The sequence below is a fragment of the Paenibacillus taichungensis genome (genome assembly GCF_050994985.1).
Lineage (GTDB): Bacteria > Bacillota > Bacilli > Paenibacillales > Paenibacillaceae > Paenibacillus > Paenibacillus taichungensis.
Genome location: NZ_CP194720.1, coordinates 1,880,442 through 1,904,024, shown reverse-complemented (window position 1 = coordinate 1,904,024; position 23,583 = coordinate 1,880,442). Strand labels below are relative to the sequence as shown.

General features: G+C 44.0%; 20 protein-coding genes. 4 read left to right on the top strand and 16 right to left on the bottom strand.

The annotated features are described in order from the left end of the window. Position 1: 1 nt before the first annotated feature. The gene (locus ACR1R9_RS08840; protein WP_433921311.1) at positions 2-481 is read right to left on the bottom strand and encodes a DUF6530 family protein; all 480 of its coding nucleotides are present in this window, start codon (positions 479-481) and stop codon (positions 2-4) included. A gap of 340 nt (positions 482-821) precedes the next feature. Further along, on the bottom strand, positions 822-2,042 hold the full coding sequence (locus tag ACR1R9_RS08835; RefSeq protein WP_433921312.1) for an MFS transporter: 1,221 nt from the start codon (positions 2,040-2,042) through the stop codon (positions 822-824). A 233-nt stretch (positions 2,043-2,275) separates the two neighbouring features. On the opposite strand from ACR1R9_RS08835, the gene ACR1R9_RS08830 reads away from it, so the two are divergent. Next, on the top strand, positions 2,276-3,139 hold the full coding sequence (locus ACR1R9_RS08830) for a helix-turn-helix domain-containing protein (RefSeq protein ID WP_433921313.1): 864 nt from the start codon (positions 2,276-2,278) through the stop codon (positions 3,137-3,139). Positions 3,140-3,235: 96 nt separating this feature from the next. Here the strand turns inward: ACR1R9_RS08830 and ACR1R9_RS08825 are convergent, their stop codons facing one another. Next, entirely contained in the window at positions 3,236-4,135 is a 900-nt protein-coding gene (locus ACR1R9_RS08825; RefSeq protein WP_433921314.1) for a cation diffusion facilitator family transporter, read from the bottom strand. A 296-nt stretch (positions 4,136-4,431) separates the two neighbouring features. Between ACR1R9_RS08825 and ACR1R9_RS08820 the strand changes: the two genes are divergently transcribed. Continuing rightward, on the top strand, positions 4,432-4,971 hold the full coding sequence (locus ACR1R9_RS08820; RefSeq protein ID WP_433921315.1) for a GNAT family N-acetyltransferase: 540 nt from the start codon (positions 4,432-4,434) through the stop codon (positions 4,969-4,971). 22 nt (positions 4,972-4,993) lie between these two features. After that, positions 4,994-5,812 (top strand): MerR family transcriptional regulator, encoded by an 819-nt coding sequence (locus tag ACR1R9_RS08815; protein ID WP_433921316.1) that lies wholly within the window; start codon positions 4,994-4,996, stop codon positions 5,810-5,812. Positions 5,813-5,967: 155 nt separating this feature from the next. On the opposite strand, the gene ACR1R9_RS08810 is transcribed toward ACR1R9_RS08815, so the two are convergent. From ACR1R9_RS08810 to ACR1R9_RS08785, 6 genes are all read right to left on the bottom strand, one after another. Further along, positions 5,968-6,840 (bottom strand): YitT family protein, encoded by an 873-nt coding sequence (locus tag ACR1R9_RS08810; protein ID WP_076289180.1) that lies wholly within the window; start codon positions 6,838-6,840, stop codon positions 5,968-5,970. A 111-nt stretch (positions 6,841-6,951) separates the two neighbouring features. Further along, the gene (locus tag ACR1R9_RS08805) at positions 6,952-8,079 is read right to left on the bottom strand and encodes a Ger(x)C family spore germination protein (protein WP_099856204.1); all 1,128 of its coding nucleotides are present in this window, start codon (positions 8,077-8,079) and stop codon (positions 6,952-6,954) included. Continuing rightward, positions 8,076-9,170 carry a GerAB/ArcD/ProY family transporter gene (locus ACR1R9_RS08800; protein ID WP_099856206.1) on the bottom strand — a complete coding sequence of 365 codons (1,095 nt, stop codon included), beginning with the start codon at positions 9,168-9,170 and terminating at the stop codon, positions 8,076-8,078. Before ACR1R9_RS08800 ends, ACR1R9_RS08805 begins: the two co-directional genes overlap by 4 nt. A 3-nt stretch (positions 9,171-9,173) precedes the next feature. After that, on the bottom strand, positions 9,174-10,649 hold the full coding sequence (locus ACR1R9_RS08795) for a spore germination protein (RefSeq protein WP_076289357.1): 1,476 nt from the start codon (positions 10,647-10,649) through the stop codon (positions 9,174-9,176). A gap of 325 nt (positions 10,650-10,974) precedes the next feature. Next, positions 10,975-12,102 (bottom strand): carboxynorspermidine decarboxylase, encoded by a 1,128-nt coding sequence (nspC, locus tag ACR1R9_RS08790; RefSeq protein ID WP_433921317.1) that lies wholly within the window; start codon positions 12,100-12,102, stop codon positions 10,975-10,977. Position 12,103: 1 nt separating this feature from the next. After that, on the bottom strand, positions 12,104-13,342 hold the full coding sequence (locus tag ACR1R9_RS08785; RefSeq protein ID WP_091001908.1) for a saccharopine dehydrogenase family protein: 1,239 nt from the start codon (positions 13,340-13,342) through the stop codon (positions 12,104-12,106). A gap of 896 nt (positions 13,343-14,238) precedes the next feature. Here ACR1R9_RS08785 and ACR1R9_RS08780 point away from each other — a divergent pair. Next, on the top strand, positions 14,239-14,718 hold the full coding sequence (locus tag ACR1R9_RS08780; RefSeq protein WP_063562780.1) for a hypothetical protein: 480 nt from the start codon (positions 14,239-14,241) through the stop codon (positions 14,716-14,718). A gap of 190 nt (positions 14,719-14,908) precedes the next feature. Here ACR1R9_RS08780 and cydC read toward each other — a convergent pair whose 3' ends face one another. The 7 genes from cydC to ACR1R9_RS08745 all read right to left on the bottom strand — a co-directional run bounded on the left by cydC (position 14,909) and on the right by ACR1R9_RS08745 (position 23,559). After that, positions 14,909-16,642: a thiol reductant ABC exporter subunit CydC gene (gene cydC, locus ACR1R9_RS08775; RefSeq protein WP_433921318.1), complete on the bottom strand. Its 1,734-nt coding sequence runs from the start codon at positions 16,640-16,642 to the stop codon at positions 14,909-14,911. Beyond that, entirely contained in the window at positions 16,639-18,477 is a 1,839-nt protein-coding gene (gene cydD, locus ACR1R9_RS08770; RefSeq protein WP_433921319.1) for a thiol reductant ABC exporter subunit CydD, read from the bottom strand. The genes cydC and cydD overlap by 4 nt, the downstream gene beginning before the upstream one ends. A gap of 64 nt (positions 18,478-18,541) precedes the next feature. Beyond that, the gene (locus ACR1R9_RS08765; protein ID WP_076289172.1) at positions 18,542-19,555 is read right to left on the bottom strand and encodes a cytochrome d ubiquinol oxidase subunit II; all 1,014 of its coding nucleotides are present in this window, start codon (positions 19,553-19,555) and stop codon (positions 18,542-18,544) included. Further along, entirely contained in the window at positions 19,552-20,916 is a 1,365-nt protein-coding gene (locus tag ACR1R9_RS08760) for a cytochrome ubiquinol oxidase subunit I (protein WP_076289171.1), read from the bottom strand. Before ACR1R9_RS08760 ends, ACR1R9_RS08765 begins: the two co-directional genes overlap by 4 nt. A 537-nt stretch (positions 20,917-21,453) precedes the next feature. Continuing rightward, positions 21,454-21,999 carry a TlpA family protein disulfide reductase gene (locus tag ACR1R9_RS08755; RefSeq protein WP_433921320.1) on the bottom strand — a complete coding sequence of 182 codons (546 nt, stop codon included), beginning with the start codon at positions 21,997-21,999 and terminating at the stop codon, positions 21,454-21,456. Between the two features lie 32 nt (positions 22,000-22,031). Next, on the bottom strand, positions 22,032-22,745 hold the full coding sequence (gene ccmA / locus ACR1R9_RS08750) for a heme ABC exporter ATP-binding protein CcmA (protein WP_076289170.1): 714 nt from the start codon (positions 22,743-22,745) through the stop codon (positions 22,032-22,034). Then, positions 22,738-23,559 (bottom strand): ABC transporter permease, encoded by an 822-nt coding sequence (locus ACR1R9_RS08745; RefSeq protein WP_175382338.1) that lies wholly within the window; start codon positions 23,557-23,559, stop codon positions 22,738-22,740. The genes ccmA and ACR1R9_RS08745 overlap by 8 nt, the downstream gene beginning before the upstream one ends. Positions 23,560-23,583 lie beyond the last annotated feature (24 nt).

Genomic DNA, 23,583 nt, shown 5'->3' with positions numbered 1-23,583 from the left:
TTCAATACCCCATAACCTTTAAGATTTTTGCTAACGTTCGCAGCCGTTCACTATTCATTTCATCATTATCTTGAAGAGCCTGGCTGAATAACTGAATGTTTTCATTGATGCTCTCATCGTCTATACAAACTCCCACTGTCATGGCACTACCTTGAAGAGCAATGCGATCGATGACAGGCTCCTGTGGATCATAAAGATGTTCATGTCGATAGGCCACTTGAAAATACTCGAGGGATCTACAGATCAGAATCGACAAATCAAGTACGCGATGGAGAGGCAGCTCTTCTGATTGCATTGAGCATTTTTCTCCCGTGTTTTCCCACGCCTTAGCCGATATATTAACCTTTCCTCTATCGTCCCACTGGGTCAAGCCCAGTGAAAGGCCTTTTGCGCCCAGGTTGCTGGCCAGTCGACCATCCACCTTTTCATAGTGCTCCGCTACGACAACAGGCTTGTGCTCTGGAGCAACTGTTTCTTTCATTTTTATTCCTCCTATTCCCCAACTTTTTATTTAGTAATTTACTAAATTACTAATTTACTAAATCACGGCTTCATTCTATACAGGATATCTTCCTTCGTCAACCGTTTTTTTGAATGCTTCCTTTTCAATTCTGCTTTTGAACAAAAAGTGATCCATGGGAAAAAGGTGCTGTTCAGCTTATTTTCACAATAATTTTTGTGCTAGAAATGTATCCAATAAAACAAAAAAAGCCGCTAAATTAGCGGCTTTCCGTGCTCGAACATGTATGATTATGTCGTTTCAATTGCCTACTCAATGAATAGTCACAATTGTGGACCAAAGAAGCAGACTTCAGGATCCACTAATTGGTACTTGGAATCGAGTAGTCTACTTTTGGAGCAGTGGCTCCCTCCGGCTTTAATTGAATGGACCGCTGGCAGATCGCTGTGATCACAAAAGCCATCAGAGCCAGTAGCACAGCTACTGGCGGCACCCAGTTTAAACCACCTAAATTGACAGCAAGCCCGCCAATTCCGGAACCGAGTGCTATCCCTACGTTTGCTGCCACGGGTAGCAATGTGGACGCAAACGGTCTGGAATTCGGCGCGATCGCTCCGGAGACGTCGAACAGATAGAGCTGGGACGCTGCGCTCATGGATGATGACAGGCAACCGATCATGAACAGGAACGCCAAGCCCAACCACAGGTGAGACACGGTGAAGCTGAGTCCCAGAAAGATTGCAGCTTGAATGACGAAAAGCCATTTGAGCTTGGGCAAGAAATCTCCTTTGGCTATTTTGGCACCGATCCAGTTGCTCAGTATGCTGCAGGCACCGTAGATAAGGAGTACAGCGCTAATCCAACGTGCAGGTACACCCATGGAGTTCCCCAGCAAAGGAGTAATATAAGTGAAAATCACAAAAATACAACTGTTTCCAAGAACCGGAATCAAGCAGGCCAGCAATATGCGCGGCTTCATAAATAGCGCCATCTGATCACTGAATGAACCCGCAATGGTCGTCGTTTGTCGCGGAAGAATCCGGAACATGAATATGAATGGCACAACCCCAATGCCTGCTGTAACAACAAACGTCATGGACCAGTTCAGATGCTGTCCGATGAAGGTTCCGAGCGGAACGCCAAGCACATTGGCAATGGAAAAGCCACCCAGTATCCAGGCAATCGCTTCCCCTCTCCGTTCCCGGTTAACTGCATCGCTTGCAATCGAGATCGAAAGCGATATCGTAAGTCCGCATGCTACGGCTGAAACGATCCGAATAACCATCAAGGAATAGAACGTCGTTGAGAAAATGGTAAGTACGTTCAAGGCAAGCACGACTGCAAACCCGATTAAAATGGAGTTTCTTCGGGGAATTCTGGCCAAGAAAGCAACGGCAAACGGTGTTCCGATCGCATAGGCAATAGCAAAGCCGGATACGAGCGCGCCTGCGGCAGCCAGCGACACTTTCATATAAGTTTCGATTTCCTTCAATACGCCCACAATTACGTATTCGGTTGTTCCCAATACAAAGCTAACCAATGTAAGTGTTAAAATAAGTAAATTTTCTCTTTTTCTAGTCAAAAATAAGCCCTCACATTTCTCTCTAATGTTGCAAACGTTTCATTTTCTTAAATGGATTCCTTTCTTAACAGATTTTGCTTTCACATCCCTTCAATTCGATATATAGTACATATTATTGAATAGTGAAATTGTACTGTCAGACATGCTAAGCGACAATCAAGGTTGTTGTGATCTTCATCCAAAACATTATGTATGTTGTCATTTCACCATAGAATCTTGAAGGGAAGACATTAATGAATACACGCCATGAGCCAGACCGACTGCATGAAGATCAAGATTGCATTATTATTTATGTAGGGAAGTTGGCAGATAATCCCCATTGGAGTTTTCCTACCCATAAGCATGACGATTTGCATGAGATTATTTATGTTAATGAGGGACAGGGCTCGTTCACGATTGATGGGACAAAGCACTCGGCTCAAAAGGGAGATGTTCTTGTATACAATAAGGGAACACTTCACGAAGAAAGATCGGACCCGGAATTCCCTTTATCCACCTTTTATTGCGGCTTTCGTTTCAAAGAGGGTACTCGTGTCAACAATGATTGGGTTGTTCCACCTGGTAGTGATCCAGTTGTTCGTGCCAATCGTTATTCCGAAGAGATCTGTTCGTTAATGCAGACCATGTTCAATGAATTTTCAATCCGAGAAGAAGGATACAACTCTATCTCTCATCATCTGCTGAATGCCGTTTTGCTGATTATCAATCGCATGTCTCACCATCAGCGCACAGCAAATGAGATCGTTCGAAGCAATACTCTCGCTGAAAGTATCAAAGATTATCTGGACACGAACTATCGTCAAAATATTAAGCTGAAAGACTTGGCTGATCAATTCCATATCGACTTCTATTATTTGATTCATATGTATAAAAATTGCTACGGTACCTCCCCTTATCATTACCTCATTCAGCGAAGAATGGGAGAAGCGACCCGATTGTTGGTTTCAACCAAGAAAAAAGTATGGGAAATCTCCAAATTGGTTGGGTACGAGAACCCAAACTACTTTACGATTCTATTTACCAAAACAGTCGGTGAATCTCCGAGAAGTTTTCGCAAAAGAAACCAAAAAGACATGTTCGGTGACCCTTCCAACTAAAAAACAGGTAGCCTGAGGGCTACCTGTTTGGTCATGCGTCAATAAGAGTATGTCCATGTTTATTGGCAAGTCCTTATATTTGCCACTCATGTTTTATCATTGAAGTGCTTCGTTAGGGGCTTCATCCGAGTCTGGTTCAACATGAACATGAACTGTGTACACCTCATGCTCCTTTAACAGCTCGTCTTCTACATTTGTTGAAATATCATGAGCTTTCTGAAGATCCAAATCCGATCGTACCAGAATTACCACATCGACAACGGCATTATTACCGTAATTCCGGGCTCTTAAGTCTTTTACCGCCTCTACGCCATCTACACTGGCAATTGTACTCCTGTATTCCTTGATTAGCTCTTCGTCAAATCCATCCGTAAGATGGTGTGTTGCTTCACGAAAAATGTCCCAAGCGGTTTTACATATTAGAAAGCCCACTGCTACAGCTGTTAATGGGTCAAGCCATGGTAGGCCGAATTGTGAACCAATGATCCCTATAACTGTCCCTATGCTAACCCAGGCATCAGAGATATTATCTTTTGCAGCCGCCATAACCGCCTGGCTCTTGATCTTCAAAGCAAGTCTCTTGTTATATCTGTATACGAGATACATCACAGCGGCACATAAAATGCCTGTCCAGGCTGCCATGATGTCCGGAGATTCGCTTTTCCCCTGGAAGACGGATGTAATCGCTCCGTAAAGCACTTGCAGCCCAACTACCATCATTATGAAAGACGCAACCAGTGAGGCAACGGTCTCTGCTTTCCAATGTCCGTATGTATGATCTTTATCAGCAGGTCGTTGAGCAAGTCTCAGACCGATAAGAACCGCGATCGAAGCTATAATATCGGTAGCATTGTTCAACCCATCGGCTTTTAAAGCTTCAGAATTAGACATATAACCGATAATCATTTTGATTGCAGTCAAACAAATATAAGCAATAATACTGATAATTGCTCCCTTTTCACCCAGTTTTAAGTTGTCATACTTTATTTGCTCCACGAAACGTAATCCCCCTGATCCCAACTGTTTTCTAGCACTTTACGATGGTATCATCACGATGTTGTGTGGGTCTAGAGAAACGTTTTGAACCAAGTAAAACAATGTCTGTACAACGAAAGAGTTTGACCTCGGCCAAAAAAAGTTGCGATAAGTAAACTTTTAGATATTGTGAATCGCCCCCTTCTCCAGTTACGGTCTGCCCCACCTTTTCCGCCATATGGCTTGACTCTGGTATCGTACCAGGGTTTATCGTGATGTATAACAAATATGGCTTTACAAATCAGGAGTGGATGAAGATGATGTTGCAAAAACAGTTTGACCAAGTGTTTAAAATTATGAAGCAATCGTTTCCCGCAGCCGAATATCGGGAATATTCAGAACAGAAGAAGCTGCTGTCCCACTCATGCTATCGCCTTCTTACAGAGGAAAAAGAGCAGAATGAAGTGATTGGCTTTCTCGCAGGCTGGGAGTTCGAGTCGTTCAGATATATTGAGCATTTGGCTGTTTCTCCGAACATTCGTGGAGGCGGCATAGGCAAGCGGTTAATGGAGCGTTTCATGAACCAGTCAGACAAGCCGGTTATATTGGAAGTTGAATTGCCAGAAGATGAGCTGAAGCGGAGAAGGATTGGATTTTATGAGCGCCTGGGATTCTGCCTGGGAGATCATTCTTATGTTCAGCCACCCCTTCGTGCTGTAAGTCAGCAAACCTTACCTTTACAGATCATGAGTTATCCGGCAAAGTTGACCCCGACACAATTTGAAATGGTGAGAAAATTGCTGTATAAGGAAGTGTATGGCGCGACTTCAGCATACGCGCACGCATATAATAGCTAAATGCAAACGAGGAAGAAAACCGATGAAAAACGATTATAAAATCAATGAAATCTCGAAGCTTTACGGAATAGGTGTTGACGCGTTGCGTTATTACGAAAAATTAGGATTGCTCGTGCCTCGGCGAGACGGAAACGGATATCGTCTGTACAGCCTTCAAGATATGTATAAGCTGAACATCATCCGGGACCTGCGCCAGTTGGATTTTACCATGCAACAGATCAAAGCGTATTTAGATCAGCAAAGTGTCGAAAATACACTTGAACTGTTATTGACTGAACAGGAACTGATTAAGGAACAAATAGCCAAACTCGAAACTACCCAGCGTATTATTCAAGGCAGAATCAAGGTGTTAACTGATGCCAGCAAAATTCAGACAGGAGTTTTCTGTATCAAAACGTATCCTGACCGGCCGTGTCTGCAGCTCAATACACGCATAACTCGGGATGAGGAGATGGATTATGCCATTAAAAAGTTACATCAAAAACATAAAAGTCATATTCCGGACTTTGGAAACCAATTATATGGTGCATCCGTGTCGCTTGAGGAACTAAAACATGGCGTGAAGGATGTTTTTAACTCCGTCTTCTTTATCTTCGATCCTGACGAAGCCAGAACGATCGATTACGATTACATGCTGCCAGCTGGTGAGTATCTTTCCCTTTTTTATCGGGGTAACTACCGTCAAAGTTATGAAAAAATGCTTGAGGTCGTTGCTTATACGAATGAAAAAGGGCTCTGTGTTATGGGGGATCCTTTTGAAATCTATGAAATTGATAATCGTGATACGATCATTACCGAGCAATTTCTGACCGAAATACAGTTGCGGATTGTCAAAGAATGATAAACTCCTTAAGGTAGAAGTTATTGGATACGACGACTTGATACTATAACTTCTACCTTTATAACAAAAAAAGCCGCTAAATTATTAGCGACTTTTTTTATGTTAGTATGTTAAATCCTTTTCTCTGCGACAGTAACTCCAGCTCATTGTAGTGATTAGTGAATATCTTTCTTTTTGAAATTGCCGCCCTTCACTTCGGCTACGTCGTACACTACAATAAAAGCGTTGGGATCAATTTCGTGAATGATATCCTTGATTTTGCTTTCTTCCATACGGTTGATTACGCAGGTAATCTCTTTGAATTGTTCATTAGAATAACCACCGTAAGCATCGGTATAAGTTGCTCCACGACCTAATCGGTCACGAATGGTTTCGACCATGATTTCCGGTTGATTGGTGATAATTTTAAAGGTTTTGGAGCCGCTCAAACCTTCTTCAACGATATGTATCACTTTGGAAGCGATGTAATATGCAAGTGCGGACAAGATCGCCCCTTGCAGACCAAATACAGTTGATACGACAATAAAGACAAACATGTTCAAGAATAAGATTAGATCACTGGTTCCAAAAGGTAATTTGCGTGAAAGCAGGACAGCCAACATATCGATTCCATCCAATGCCCCACCGTTACGAAGCGCCAAACCCATACCAAAACCGATGATAATCCCGCCCACAACGGTAATTAACAGTGTATCCCCTTGAATAATCGTGGGTACATGGTGCATAAGGCTTGTACCCACAGCTAGCGAGGCAATACCGATAATGGAGTAAATAGCAAAGCTCTTACCTATTTGTTTGTAACCTAACCATACAAATGGAATGTTGATGATACCAATCAACATCCCTAACGGTAAACCAAACAGTTGTGAGCCAACGATACTAAGACCTGTCACACCACCGTCTGATACATTGTTTGGAATTAATACAGCTTCCAGACCATATGAGGTGATGAAAGCCCCGATCATAATCAATAATACTTTGGAGATGATTTTCAGTTTGTTAGACTTCTGCACGTTCCTTTGATTCATTCCTTTTCCCCCTTGGACAATTAACCGATAAAAAATAGTCTATAATAAATATCACTATTTTGGCAAATTAATAATATTTATTAGCAGGACTGCTTCTGTTGATTGTATCAATTACTCCACAGCTCCAGTGGCGCCGATTCGAAGATCAACTTCCACATCAAAATCAGCTCGGGATAGTTCTTGCCCCCAGTTAGACTGCGCTTCCTTATATAAGGGGTATTGATATGCCCTGGCATAAAATCCAAACCCGAAAGGATCAATTTCATAGTCCTGGCACTTTTTGATGAGCGCCTCAATGTTTTTTTTCATTTCCTTACTCAATTTATTTTCCATTTCCTCAGAATTTTCCAAAAGTTCAAATTCAAGAAACTTTTCAGTTATAATAATGATCGACTTTACTTTAATTTTGTATTGAAATCTGCCATTTTCATAAAAGGATTTAGTTTTTACGGAAATATCGCCTAAAGAAAAACTCACCTTGTCGATGTTAAAGGGCAATGTTTGTTGTAGGTCATCAACCTGAAAAGTTAAACTGACCCCTGGCTCAGCTTGATTTTTCAAAATATGAAGAAGTGACGTTTCCTGATAAGACAGAGAAGTTCTGTATTGCCCTTTTTGGGATAAAAGAGTCGTTCCTTTTAGCATAATCTTGTTATTTTCGATCTTGATCTCCGAGATGGAAGGCGTCATCGCTCGGTCATTCAATTGTCTATGCAGCTCCTGCGCGGTTGTTTTCACAGTAGCTGAACTTCTACTGCCTGAATCCACAATCGCTTTTACAAATAAAGGTAACGGCGGTTGGTCTTTTGCTTGAAACTGAAAAATATCCGCAATAGAACCATCAAAAGCAACGATGCGATCGGTAATCGTATTCCGAGGATCACGGAACGTAACATCAAGCACTTTAAACCAATCCTTATATTGAAGCAATTGTTTTCCTATAATAATGACTTGATAATTACGTCCCGCAAGCGAACCCGGAAATTGGGCATCCTGCTGATTCCTCGACTGCCTTAAACCTTCTGCTATTCCTCCCCCTTCCCGGCTTTTCTTTTGAATGTCTTTACTGAATACAGGTGCAGATATATAATAATGGAGCTTTTTATCTATGACATCCAAACCAAGAGCCAATGGAACCGTTGCATCTTCTAAATTGGTTTTGTCGTTGGAGCAACCTGTGAGCGCAGCCAATAAAATACAAAACAGACTCGAGATCATGAATTTTACGCCCCATTTCATAAGTCTCGCCCCCGTCCCATCTTTTTGCGGATCGCTACATACAGAAGAATGCCCGCAGGCAGAGCAAACTCCATCATAAATCCAATGTAATTAAGTGCATAGTTTATTTGGGCTGATTCAATAAAGCTAGGCCGATAGAGGAAAAAGCTAAGTTCAATGACAACACACCACACTGCAAGGTGGTATCTTTCCTGACCCTTTCCCACCAGCGATGCAGAGCACTTCGACACCAGATACATGGAGGGAATCCATATGCATGAGAACACAAACAGATAAAATGCAATAAATAGCACTTCCACCCGCTCTATAAACTGGAATTCAATGGACTTCATAATGCTAATCACCGGGTCGTTATACTCCCCGATCTCATCTGGGCTAAAATACACGTAACAAATCAGCGTGATTCCCAAGTAAACCATGCAAGTAAGCGTGTTTGATATCATCATGGCAGGCAATGCCTTTTCTTTGTTAACTAGATGGGGATAGAGAAACAAAACTAAACCGATGCCAAGCATCGGATAGATCATAAATTTTATGGATGAAAGAACCGGAAACCATCCCTCTTTAAAGATGGGCAGTAAATAGAGCCAATGGGCATGACTCAGCGTAGATACATAAATGAACGGAATCCAAACGGAGAGCATCGTGACAATTTCACTATACCGGCCAATCGCCTGGAAACCATGTTGCGCAATCTGAAATGTGGGTATGAGCAGCAGCAGGACTAGAATATAAATATATGTGCTCGGCAATAACCATAATTTAATGACAAGTGAAGCAACCATATAACCGTCATATGCCAGAAGCAAATAATAGGCCATAAATATAAAAGCAGCCATTTTTGCTGCCCACACGCCAATATAACGCTGAATCAATTCTAGTATTGAGCTGTTTGGATTATATCTCATCACCTTGACGATCGCTATGGAGGCCAACGTCGCCAGTCCCCAGCCCAAGAAAATCACTAGCCAACCATCCGTCCCCGCATGTCTTGCGAGTTCTCTTGGAAGAGACAAAAAAGCAACGCTGATTTGGAAAGTAGAAATAATAAGAATGAATTGAAGCATAGTTACCGGACGAAAAGTCTTCATTTGCTAGTTTTTCTCCTTCCATCCTCTACTTTTCCCCTGGCGTCTTGACTGACGTGATTGCGTGCTTACGGGACGGTTGTTCATCATCCACAACGGTACCCGTAATAAGGTATCCTTCCAATCCGCAGCTCTAAATGGAGCTATAGGTGTGCTATAGGAGGTATTGAGCGAGTTTAATGTTATTAATCGGCCGATGATGGTCATCATACCCACGACTAGTCCGATGAACCCAAACCAGTTAGCGAGTATCATCATCATGAAACGCATGAGGCGTACAGCTGCCATCATATCTGGATTAGGAATAATAAAAGATGAGATAGCTGTAAAAGCGACGACGATAACCATCACATTGCTGATCAGCCCAGCCTGAACAACCGCCTGTCCAATGACAATACCTCCCACGATCCCTACGGTCTGCCCTACCGGAGCTGGAAGCCGAACCCCCGCTTCCCTTAGCATCTCAAGTGTGATTTCCATAATGATTGCCTCAACGAATGGAGGGAATGGAACTTGGCCCCTTGATTCACCAAGCGTTAACAACAGTTTCATCGGTATTATCTCAAAATGAAATGAAATGACTGATATAAAAAATCCAGGCAAAAAAATGGCGATGAAAAAGGCAAACATACGTAAAACTCTAAGAAATGACGAAATGGACCATCTGGAACTGTAATCATCAACCGTCTGAAAAAAGGACATGAAGGTAACAGGAGCTACCAACACACTGGGAGAACCATCGACCACAACGACACATCGTCCTTGCAGTATTTGAGAAGCAGCTGTATCCGGTCTTTCTGTCGTAATGATTTGGGGTAGTAAAGCAAGGGGTTGGTCTTCAATAAATTCTGCTAATTCTCCAGTGTTAATAATGGCATCCACATCTATGGATTGAATCCGTTCTTCGAGTACTTTAATCATCTCCGGTTTCGCCACATCTTCCAAATAAAGCAAGGATACTTCCGTTTGGCCTCGCTTCCCAACGATATACCGTTTGAGCTTTAACTCTTTGTCCGCGATATAACGGCGGATCATGGCTATATTTTGAGAACCGGTCTCAGTAAATCCTTGATGAGCTCCTTTCAGTGATGGCTCCTGCTGAGGATCCTCAATCGCTCGCTGCGGCAAACCTTTTGTATCTAGTGCATAGGCGATACTTCTTCCTTCGATAAACAGTACGCTATAGCCGAGGATAATGGAAAGTTTGAGATCATCCCACTTGGTATACGGCTTCATATATCCAACCGTTGTTATGAAGTCTTCGGAGGGGTTTCCGGTTTCGAGCTGAAGCGGAGCAAGAACATCATGATTAAGCGACGTTTTGTCAGTCAATGCTTCCATATAGATGATGGTAGCTTGTTCTCCAGTTTGTTTTATATATAGCTTTCGAATGATCAGATCGGGAGTATCTGTGAAAATTTCTTCAATTCTAAGGATGGATTCGTCTAAACTTTTGGTGATGCTTTCATCTTTCCTGATCATGGCAGATTGTTCATCCACTACCCTAGCCTCCCTTCTTCCAGCAACTTTTCCTTATTATGACGATTATTGGAGACGATATGCATATCACTGAAATCTACTTCAAAGTTAGTCCACAAAGCTTATTTTATGTAAAGAAAAATGTAACCGTTGGCTCTTTTAGTCAGGAATAATATACATCAAGTCAAACACAAAAAAGACGCTCCTAGTACTCAATTGGATTGGTACTAGGAGCGTCTTATATTGGATCATTTCCTAACAGAAACGGATTTATTATAAAATAGACCATTCTGTCTGAAAACGCAGTATAAAGTAAGAAATAATGAAGTTAAGCCAATCTCATTTTGAAGTCCTGATACCCGAACTCGCGAACCACTTCGCAATGGCCATCTTTTCTTTTCACAGCAATGGCTGGCAGCGGCATACCGTTAAATGTATTGGTTTTGACCATGGAGTAGATCGCCATGTCCTCAAATACCAGTCTGTCACCCGTTTTGAGCGGTTGGTCAAACGAATAATCGCCGATCACATCACCTGACAGGCAAGTTTGTCCACCCAGACGATACAGGTGGGCTTTCTCCCCTGCTTCTCCCGAACCGATAAGTGGCGGGCGATACGGCATTTCCAGCACGTCCGGCATATGGCATGTTGCCGAGGTATCCAGAATGGCAATGTCCATACCGTTCTTGTGGAAATCGAGCACAGAAGTCACCAGGAAGCCCGCGTTCAGCGCAACCGCTTCGCCCGGCTCCAGATATACTTCCAGACCATATTTTTCCTGCATGCGTTTAATGCAGGCTTCCAGTCTAGGAATGTCGTAATCCTCGCGTGTGATGTGGTGTCCACCGCCGAAGTTGATCCATTCCATTTGTGGCAGCCATTGTCCAAACTTCTCTTCTACCGCATTCAGCGTCGTTTCCAGATCATCTGAATTTTGCTGGCACAAGGTATGGAAATGCAGTCCGGAGACTCCTTCCAACAGCTCAGCACGGAAATCTTCTTGCTTTGCACCGAACCTTGAACCAGGAGAACATGGATCGTAAATCTCATGCCCCTCCTGAGTCGAGCATTCAGGGTTAATACGCAGGCCTACTTTTCGACCAGCCTGAAGCGCTTTGCCCTTGAATTTCTCCAGTTGGGAGAATGAATTGAAGATAATATGATCAGTAATCGAAAGGATTTCATCGATCTCATCTTCGCGATAAGCCGGGGCAAAGACGTGGTTCTCTTTACCCATCTCCTCATGACCCAGGCGGGCTTCATACAGCCCGCTTGCCGTTGCACCGCTCAGATATTCTCCAATGAGCGGATACATCGTGGTCATGGAAAATGCTTTCTGAGCCAGCACGATTTTGGCTCCTGTACGTTGCATGACACCGTTCAGGATTTTGAGATTTCTTTCGATAAGTCCTTCGTCAACAACAAAACATGGCGTCGGTAATTGCTCAAACCGCATCTTAACGAACAAGCTCCGATTCTTTGACTTCTTCGGGCAATTCGTCAACGAGTACTGGGTTGAAATCTTCAACCCATGGGAGACCCCATTTGTTCAACTCTTCCATGAATGGATCTGGGTTGAACTCTTCAACGTTGTATACGCCTGGTTTGTTCCATTTACCTGTCATCACCATTGCTGCACCAATCATAGCTGGAACACCTGTTGTGTAAGAGATGGCTTGGGAACCAACTTCTTTGTAGCATTCTTGGTGATCACAAATGTTGTAAACGTAGTACGTTTTGTCTTTGCCGTCTTTTTTACCTTTGAAAATGCAACCGATGTTCGTTTTGCCCACAGTACGTGGTCCAAGGGACGCCGGATCTGGCAGTACCGCCTTCAGGAATTGCAGCGGAATGATTTGTTTGCCTTCGTATTCGATAGGTTCGATCGAAGTCATGCCCACATTTTCAAGTGCTTTCAAGTGCGTAAGGTAGCTTTGACCAAATGTCATGAAGAAACGAATGCGTTTCAGACCAGGCATGTTTTTAGCCAAGGACTCCAGCTCTTCATGATAAAGCAGGTACATGTCTTTCTCGCCAACTTCTTTGAAGTCATAGACACGTTTGATTTCCATTGGTTTCGTTTCGATCCATTCACCTTTTTCCCAGTATCTTCCGTTAGCCGAAACTTCGCGGATGTTGATTTCAGGGTTGAAGTTGGTTGCGAACGGATAGCCGTGATCCCCACCGTTGCAATCCAGAATGTCAATATATTCAATCTCGTCAAAGTAATGTTTCAGGGCATAAGCAGAGAATACACCAGTAACACCTGGGTCAAATCCACTGCCTAGCAAAGCTGTAATTCCCGCTTTTTCAAAGCGCTCTTTGTAATCCCATTGCCATTTATATTCGAATTTTGCCGTATCTTCCGGCTCATAGTTCGCTGTATCCATGTAATTCGTTTTCGTTGCAAGGCAAGCATCCATGATTGTCAGGTCTTGGTAAGGCAATGCCAGGTTCATGACGATATCCGGTTTAACTTCGTTGATAAGGGCGATCAATTCGTCAACGTTGTCGGCATCCACTTGAGCTGTCGTAATTTTTGTTTTACCGCCGTCCAACTTCGCTTTAAGATCGTCACATTTGGATTTCGTACGACTTGCGATGCAGATTTCCTCAAATACTTCGCTGTTTTGAACGCATTTATGAACTGCTACTGAAGCTACGCCGCCGGCGCCGATGATTAGTGCTTTTCCCATTTTCCATTCTCCTAACCCAATATGAATTTTTTTTAAATTAACTTCATTATTTTTCTCATTTTTCAACTTTTCGCCCGTTCTGAACCAACAAAAAAAGCAAGGTGAAAAATGCCCCAAACGCGCATCATCACACTTGCTTGTCGATATACATCATTAAAAAGACGCAAAGTTTCCATAACTAAAAAAGTTCAAAAGAACTCCTCTAGCGGAAAGCTTCTTCATGTATATCAATATCAGATCAGAGTCTATATAGCAAATAATTCGCCTTTACCACTCTTATTGACCGTTTCACAAGTTGATGTGCAGATGCACTGGTTGTAAAGTAACCAACTTATAAAATTTGAGCTTTTAACTCAATCAATAAGGCAACATAAGTTGCCAATCGGCGTTTGACCCGGCTGTCCGTATGGCCTTAACTTCCTTAAGAGAAGTGGTCAAAAATTATCTGCTGGAAAGACCTGATTCATGTTGATATATCTGCTTTCCAAAATCACAGGTCTTACAATATCAGATACATTAAAAAAAATCAAGCGATCTCTAAAAATTTATTTATTCATCATTTTGGAACACACATTTCGCTCTTAGGCATATCTGATTATAACGGCAAATCTTTAAATAGTTACTGTCTAATCTATCCAGCTCTTTCTCAATTTTCAAACTGACATGTCAACGATAACGATGTGTAACATGGAAGTTGGATTATCCTAAAATAGATTGATTTAGGTAGAATAATCCTTTAGTTTTCTATGTCGAATATAAGTTATTACGCGAAGTTAAGAAAAAATATAAAACTCCCAAAAATATTTTCTTTCCACTTGAAATTTTATACATTTTTGATGGAGAGATATGATATATTTGGTATGTAATTTAAAATATATCCCAGAAAAGAGGATCTTATGAAAAAAGCTGTTTTGCTATTTGCTGCAATTTTCATGTTTTTGCTTTCCAGCGCTCCATCAGCATCTGCAGCTGGAGACCGTCTCATTTATGACATCATGTATAACAATTCGATTCCACTCGTATCCAACAACGTCAGGTTTTCACTGCAATACAGCGTCTACGGCGACCTACAGCTCTGGGATAACCGCACACACACGATGTTATGGAACACCAAGACCAATGACACGAGAATAAATCATTTCAAGATTGATTATTGGAGTGGAAAACTAGTGCTCCAGGATCCCCAAAACACACCTTACTGGACGTCAGACAACAAGGCATGGTCTACATCGTACTATGGAGCGGACAATCTGCCACCCAACCTCAGGGGTAACGTGCTCATCGTTCAAAACGACGGCAATTTAGTGCTGTACAATACAGAAACACCGAGTGCAGGCTGGTATCCTGTCTGGGCTTCCAATACAGGAGGCCATTAATGTCTATTGTACTGGAGTACAAGCTGTTAATCGAAGCTTCAATTGACTGATGCTTACCCTCATTTCTTTACGGTAATACAAATACACTCCACACAGTATAAACGTGTGCGAGTGTATTTTTTTGTAAGGTGAATGTTTAAGCTGTCATTGACGCATACTCTTTCATTCGTATCTGTGTGTATCTTGCTCTCTATACTCCAACTTCTCCGATCATTTGCCACTCTATCTTTTTCAACTCATAAAAATAACCTTTTTGCTCCATTAACTCCGCATAGGAACCTGCTTCCACTACCATTCCCTGTTCCAGCACTACAATGCGGTCCATCTCTTCCAGACCAGTAAGCCGATGACAGATCAAGAGAAGCGTATCCTCAGCTGCTTGTGCGTAGAGATGTTTCATCACACGTTCTTCTGTAACGTAATCCATTGAGGAAGTAGGTTCATCGAGAAGCCATAACCGTCCCTTACGAAGCATGGCCCGTGCCAAAGCCAGTCTTTGCTTCTCACCATCCGACAGGTTTTCCCCTTTTTCATATACTACATCGGTTAAAGCTGTATTCGGCAGCTGTACTTTTCCCAGCATATCTACCAGTTGTTCATCCGAATGTTCTTCATCATTCAACAAAAGGTTATCCCGGATCGTTCCCCGGAAGAAATGACTTTGCTGCAAGACAACATTAGCCGTCTGCCAAATACTTGCCTCATCCAGTTCCTTCAACGAAATGTCATTTAATTGAATCTCCCCAGTTGTAGGTGTACGCAGTTTAAGCAGCAGTTCAATAATCGTTGATTTGCCTGATCCGCTCGGTCCGACAATCGCCGTTTTGGAGCCGGGTAAAATATGCAGCGAAATGTCCTTTAACGCTGGTCTCCACTCCCCTTCATATTGAAACGTAACATCGGAGAGATCAAGCGAAACAGCCTGATTGGCAGATAACGCTCCTTCTGGCTGTGTAGACACAGACTGCCTGTCGGAGGTCTGTATGGTTTCCGTCAGACGTTTGGCTGCGTGCTCGCTATCCTGCTTATACAAAGGTAATGTCGCCATTGCCGCAGCCTCTTCGAATACGGTTAGCGAGGCCATAACCAGCATTGCAAGAAACACGCCAGCCAGCGCTCCATCGATAATCAGATAAGCACCAAGTGTCAGCACGCCCCAGGAAATAAGGAACGTAACCAAAGCATGCATGGATTGCCCGCGCAGTAGGTGTCCGGCAGCCCGTTGCTGCTGGACCGTCAACGCAGCAGAAGCCTTCTGCAGCTGCTGCTCCCGTTGAGTCAGTTGTCCGTACACTTTCAAATCCCGGAACCCATACAATACTTCGGTGACTTCTGTGGAAAGCAGCGCCCGTTGTTCGCGAACGTGTCCATGTATTTTTCGCTGCCTAAGCAAAACTATTCCCGGTACAACCAATGTCGTTGTGAGCATACCTACTACAAACAAAACCGCAATCCAGAATGAAAAGGCAGAAGTAAACAACACTGTAGCCAAAAAGACCATAACAACAATAATCGGTGGATAAGCGACGCGCAAAAAATAATGTTGCAGACTCTCCACATCCCCAACAATGCGCGCAAGCAGGTCCCCGCTTCGTTTTTTGTTCAATATACCCGGCGTCAAAGGAATGAGTCGGGCAAAAAAGGATGTACGCAAACGGCTAAGCATGGAAAATGTCGCCCGGTGTGAATACAAGCGCTCTCCGTAACGACTCGCCGCCCGAAGCAGTCCAAGCAGCTTGACCAGCGAGGTGAGTACAATTAAGGTGTAAAGCGGTGGCGCGAAGACCGTTTGCGAAATCAGATATCCGCTAGCCGAGAAGAGGGCCACTCCTGCTATCCCTGCAATAAACCCACCTAGAATAGAAAGAATGATATCCTTTCGCTCCTGAATCATGGCTTTGGACAAAATCGCTAGCTCATTCATGATAAGCCCCCCTTTCGTTGAACATCAATCATCTCGGCATACTGGGGTAGGCGCGCCATAAGCTCTTCATGGCGTCCCGAATCTACTAGCACACCGTCGTCCATAAACAATATACGATCAGCATGTTGAATCGTATATAACCGGTGAGCCACCGTAATCATCGTCGCGGTTTCTGCCAATGTGGCAATGGAATGTTGCAATATCTGCTCTGTGCGCAGATCCAGTCCTACCGTGGGTTCATCAAACAATATGATGGATGGGCGCTTCAAAAAAGCACGTGCCAAGGCAAGTCGCTGCTTTTCCCCTCCAGACAGCCCCCTTCCTCCTTCACCAACCAAGGTATCGAAGCCATGCTCCAATTGGGCAGCAAGTTCGGCAAGCCCGGCAGCCTCTGCCGCCTGCTCGATTTCAGTCCTGGATACATTTCGCCCAGCACCAATCGCAATGTTCTCAGCAAATGTACCTGCAAAAATATAGGGATGCTGTGTAATGTAGCTAACCTGTTCGAACCATGAAGTCTCATCATATTTGAATAGCGGCTGTCCATTTACCAGAACCTCTCCTGATGCTGGTTTCAGCAAACCCGCAATGAGATGGAGTAACGTCGTTTTCCCTGAACCACTTTTGCCGACAATGGCAATGTATTCTCCCGGATCAAGCTGTGCTCGACCAGTCTCAAGCTCGAATGATTCGGGCGCATACCGAAATCGGAGATGGTTCAATATGATGGTCGGCGGTATGGAACTGCCATTGGAACGGTCCATTTGCAATGTCCCTATCCCGTTTCCTCTTTCCATCCGATCCATGTTATCGACCTCGTCAATTCCATCGGATGTACCTGATCCTTCTTTGCCATCTACCGATATACTCTCCCCAGCCGTTTCCTCAAGCATCTGCTCTACCTTACGAACTGCTCCCATACTTGTTCGACCGCTGTGAAAAGCCGTTCCCGTATTTTTCAACAGACTGTAGAACTCGGGAACGAGCAGCAGCACGAGAAACGCGGTATGGAACGCTATCGATTTGAATACAAGCAGCTGGATTGCAAGCTCAAGAGCCACGATACCGATGCTTAGCATTACGATCGATTCCAGCATGAACGTATTGGTAAACGCAATCCGCAAAATGCCCATCGTGGCATCGCGGTAACCGAGGCTAGCGCGTTCAATCTCCTGCTGCTGACGGTGAGCCCGTCCAAATATTTTCAACGAAACAAGCCCTTGAAGAGAATCCAGAAACGTACCGGAGAACTCGGCCAGCTGCGCATATTTCTCCTCTGATTTGTTCTTTGTTTTTAGTCCCACCAAAATCATGAACAAGGGGATAAACGGTGCCGTAAACAGCATAATGAAGCCTGAATTGGCATGCTGCATAAACGTTACCACCAAAATCAGAATCGGTATGATGGCAGCCTCCATCATACGCGGCATGTACTGACTGAAATAACTGTCAGCCTCATCCACAGCATCCAGAGCAACACTGACCTTTCCGCCTGTTTGTCCACGAAGGGTTGATGGCATCGAGGCATGGGTCAAATGTTGCAGCACGGCTGCTCGCATATTCGTCTTCGCACTGGAAGCCATATGCAAACCAACTTTTCCGTTCCCATAAGACAACCCTGTACGTACGACCATGACAGCCAGGAGTATCCCGAGCAGCATGACGACCGACGAAAGGGAAGCCTTCTCCACAAAAATCCGTTGTACTGCTTCAGCAAGCAGCGCAGCCTGACTTGCAATCGCTGCACCCAGCGCAAGTGAAATCACTGCAAGAAGCACGAGACGTTTTCGTTGCCCAGACATTTGTTGAGAGATCAGGCTTGTTTTCCTCTTCATGTAAGCTCTCCTCCTTTCTATGAACCTGTGAGATTACTCCCTTACATCACATATTAAATTCAATTTATTTTTTTCCCTTAACATAATCCGCATCAAACAGAAACAGTTTGAAAACCAGAATTAAGGAAGGAATCAACATGCACATGCCACCGATAAACACAACAACCAGTGCGAAGCCCATCGCTGGTGAGGTTACACTGTTTTGAATTGTAATAAACGGATCAAGGATATAAGGATATTGACCAATTCCGTAAGCGAAAAAGGCACAGAAAAATTGCAGCATGATACATATAAACGCTAATCCGTAGCGGCGTCCGTTATAGATCAGCCACATCGCAATCATGAAGAAGGCAACGGAAAGCGCAAGTAGCCACCATAAATCCATCATATTTTGAAAATGTCGCTCATTGTGCTGTCCCAAATAAATAAATGCAGTCAGTGCGATGATAATCGTCGGTGTGCTCCAGAACAGGGCATAGTTACGCACCAGCTTCAATGCAGAGTGATCCTCTGCCCGCGACGCATAGAAGGTCAGAAATGAGCTGCTAATGAACAATACGGACACAATCGCGAGTCCAACGATGCTCCATGATAACGGATTGGTAAACAGTGTCCAGTAATCCAGCGAAACCGTCGAACCCTGCTTCACGATAAAACCACCTTCAGACAGCGTTAGCGCCACTGATAGCGAAGCGGGAATAAGCAATCCCGAAGCTCCATATAGAAACAGATACACGATATTATTTTTGGAACCATAGTTCTCAAAGGCATAAAACGACCCACGAATGGCGAGCAAAATGACCGCAATACTGCCCGGTACGAGCAGAGCTGATCCGTAATAATAAGCCGTGTCCGGAAAGAATCCAACAATGCCAATATAGAAAAAGACAAAAAATACATTCGTAATCTCCCATACCGGTGATAAATAACGGGAAATCAGACGATTAATCAGGTGATCCTGTTTCGTCAAGCGTGCATAAAAGGCAAAGAAACCCGCCCCGAAATCAATGGAGGCTACAATTAAATAGCCATACAGGAACAACCAGAGCACCGAGATGCCAATCAGTTCGTAACTCATGTACGCTCACCCTTTTCTGTAGACGGATTGCGCTTCTCCTTCATCCATTTCTCCATCTCGACTTCTGCCGGATTATTGTTGAACAAACGTCTTAGTACGAGAACACACATGACTCCCAGAACGATGTAGAGAAGCAGGAAGAAGAAAAAGATCATTCTGATGTTGGGTGATGAAGTGGCGGCTTCCTCAACACGCATATATCCCCGGATAATCCACGGCTGTCTCCCCAGTTCAGCATAGAACCAACCCAGTTCAACTCCGAGAAAAGCCATGGGTGCGCCTAGTGCTATAATCCCAAGCAGCCACTTGTTCAGCTCATTGCGCTTTTTCCAGAACACAAACAGGAAGTACAGAACCGAGATAGCCAGTAGCGTAAATCCGATTCCCGCCATTAAATCAAACAGGTAGTGAACGAGCAGCGGCGGCCATTCGTCCTCCGGAAACTCCTCCAGTCCGGTTACTTCGGCATTAAAGTCACTAAAGGCCAGGAAGCTAAGCAGTTTCGGAAGGTGAAGGGCTCCTATAATTTCATGCTCCGCATTCAGCCATCCCAATAAAATCAAATCTGCGCCACTTTCTGTCTCAAAATGCCATTCTGCTGCTGCAAGTTTCTCCGGCTGATGCTCGGCCAGAAATTTGGCGGACACATCTCCCGCTAATGTGTTCAGTAAGCCGAACAGCAGAACCACCGCCATCATGAGATTCAAGGCTTTTTTGTGGTATGCAGATGCCCCTTTTCTCAGAAGCGCAAAGGCTGCAATTCCGGCTAACAGGGCAGCTCCTGTCAAATAGGCCGAGCTTAATACATGGAACACCTTGGAGAACGTCGCCGTATTCAGCATCGCCTCCACTGGGTTAACCGCTGTGAATTGGCCTGCTTCCATGACAAAGCCTCCAGGCTGGTTCATGAAGCCGTTCACCGTTGTAATAAACACAGCCGACATGCCTGCACCTGTGACGATTGGAATCGTCAGCAGCCAGTGAATGTAAGGATTTTTGAATCGATCCCACGTATACAAATAAATGCCCAGGAAGATCGCTTCAAAAAAGAACGCAAACACTTCCATGAATAGTGGGAGTGCAATGACATTGCCTGCTAGTTTCATAAAATTCGGCCACACCAGGGCCAGTTGCAGTGAAATCGCTGTACCGGTCACCACACCAACCGCCACAGAAATGACAAACCCTCTTGACCACCTCTTCGCCATCAGTGTGTAATGGGGGTCCTTCTTGCGAATCCCCATGAACTCTGCAATTGCGATCATTAGAGGTATACCGACGCCAAGCGTCGCAAAAATAGCGTGGAAGCCCAGCGTCATACCTGTCACCAGCTTGCTCCACATCACCGTATCGATTGCCATCCTTTACTGCCTCCTTTCAAACTCTGTTCGATTTTCGTACTGATTTGAAACTTTTAATTATTAGGTCAGTCATCCCTTGGGCTGCGTTTAATATCAGGTTTAGAGAAGTCCCACGAAATAGGTTCAGAGTTTGTCTATAAAGCGTTCCTCCATCATTGTATGTACAAAGAGAATTTTTTCACAAAGTAAGAGACGAGGAAGCTTTACCTGATACTGAAGGGCCAAAGTACTTAACAGGACCTAATAGTTAAAATTATTATATCTTTGTGAATTAGCAATTCAATCACTGACACGTCTTCGTCCCTAAATGTTCAAGAAAGGATCAACTCTTTCTGACAACTCGGTGAAAAGCGTAAAAAATACCCAAAGGAGCTATTGATTCTTTGGACACAACCGTGGTATTGCGATTTTCAATTCTACTATGCGTGCAAGATGTTCGAGAAAACCGTTCGCGGTTGCCTGGATTCTTATAGCAGCTTATAAATAAAACAAAAGAAGCCGCTCTTATAGCGACTTCTTCCATTTGTCTGCAAAGCTTCAATTCCGTTGCTGTACGGTCTCCTCTAGCCATTGCTGCAAAGGAATATCCTTAGTCAACTCACCGAGCAGAATGTGACTGAATATACCTTCCTGATCTATGATCATGGTCGCTGGCAAACCGGTAATACGATACAGGCGGGAGACCTTTCCGGTCACATCAATGATAACAGGAAAATCGAATTGCTGTTTCTCCATAAATTCACGAATGGTGCCCTTCGCTTCCCCCACGTTGACAAACAGAGTCTCTACATCGTTTTGATACGTCTGAGCGATCTGATTAATCATTGGCATTTCCCTCACACAGGGCGTACACCATGAAGCCCAGAAGTTAATCATAACGACTTTGCCCCGATAATCGGAGAGCTTCACCTGTTCTCCGGCTGAATTAACCGCAGTGAATTCAGGAGCAGTTGCACCGGCTTCAATGGCACCGGTTCTTTTGGGCTCGGATGATGAAGTCTCCTGGTAAATTGCCCACACAGCTACCAGCACAGCAGCCATTCCAATCAGGATAGTAAGCAAACGTCTCATTTTCGCACTCATTTTTTTACTTTTTATTTCCAATAAATTCACCTTCATTTTAAGCCAAGACTATGATGAAATGCAGCATGAAGCGACCCGAACTGTTGACGAAACTCCTCAGTAGAGCCATCTCCCACATTACGTCCTTGGTTCATAAAAACAATCTGATCCGCAACATCATCTGCGATTTCAAGCTGGTGGGTGGAGAACACGACCATATGTCCCTCCTCCTTGATCTGTTTTATCAGATTTGTAAACTCTTGCATCCAGAAGGGGTCCAGTCCATTCGTCGGCTCATCCATGATCAGCAGCGGAGGCTTGGACAGCAGAGCCTGGGCAAATAACACACGCTGCCGCATTCCTTTGGAAAAGGTCGTGACCCGCTTCTTTTTTTGATCGGCCAAGCCTACCATAGTCAGCACTTCCGCTACTCTCTCTCTGGACACTTTCCTAAGCGCCGCCCAGAACTGGAGCACTTCCTCTGCCGTCAGACCCTGGTTGAAATGATAATCATCCGGCATATATCCGATCTGTTCCGAATATCGCTTTCGTTCTTTGGACCAGCGCATTTTGTTTACAATGATTTCTCCGGAGGTAGGTTGAAGAATACCTGCGAGCATACGCAGAACAGTGCTTTTTCCGGCCCCATTTCCGCCACATAAGGCAAGCACATGACCGGAAGAAACGCGAAAGGATATATCTTCAACGATCTGTTGTTTTTTTACGGATTTATACAGTCCAATAATCTCTGCTTCCACGTTATCCATGGGAACGCCCCCTTTCCCAGATCCCGTAGACTACCACGATAGAACATGCAATCCACAGCAGACATATCCCTGTAAAAATCCAGCTTCCACTGGATGGTTGCACCCAATCTACCCACTGATAATATTCAGGTCCCAGTATAGAGCCCCCGCCAAGTTTGATCACAACAAACAAACGTACCAGCTCAGCCGGATTGATGAAGGTTAGAACGGTGAGTAAGGGTTTTATCCACTGATAAGGCATAAGTCCTAGCACGGAGATTAGAAGTGTAGGCCATCCGATCACAGCAAAAAACCAAACGGATACGGATATTGTTAACGCTTGCCACCGATTTTTGGATAACGAACCAATGAACAGTGCAATAATCAGAAATAGCAGCACCAGTCCACAGGAGAATACCAGAAACAATAAGTACGTCATAACATCTAAAGGGCTGCCCACCCATCCGCTAAGAAGTCCCATGAGGCCGTAACCGAATGTTACTATAGTCACTAATACAACCGACAGACCCAGATATTTTCCAACAATAAAAGACATCGTACCGATGGGATATGTGGACAACAGTTGCCAGCTGCCCTCTTCCTTTTCAGAAGTCAACGAGAACGAGCCCAGAAAGAGCGTCATCAGCGGCAACAGATAAAGAATAAGATTTAACATGGAACCTGTCGTGCCAGAGTAGCCTGTTACAAAATTCTGAGAATTAATGATTAGCAAACTCAGACTAAATATGCAGAAAAGAATCAAAAATGAATATGACCAGGGGTTGCGAAATCCCATTTTCATTTCTCGTCGAACGACTTGTAACATATCTCCCATCATGCATCACCATCTTCATTGGAC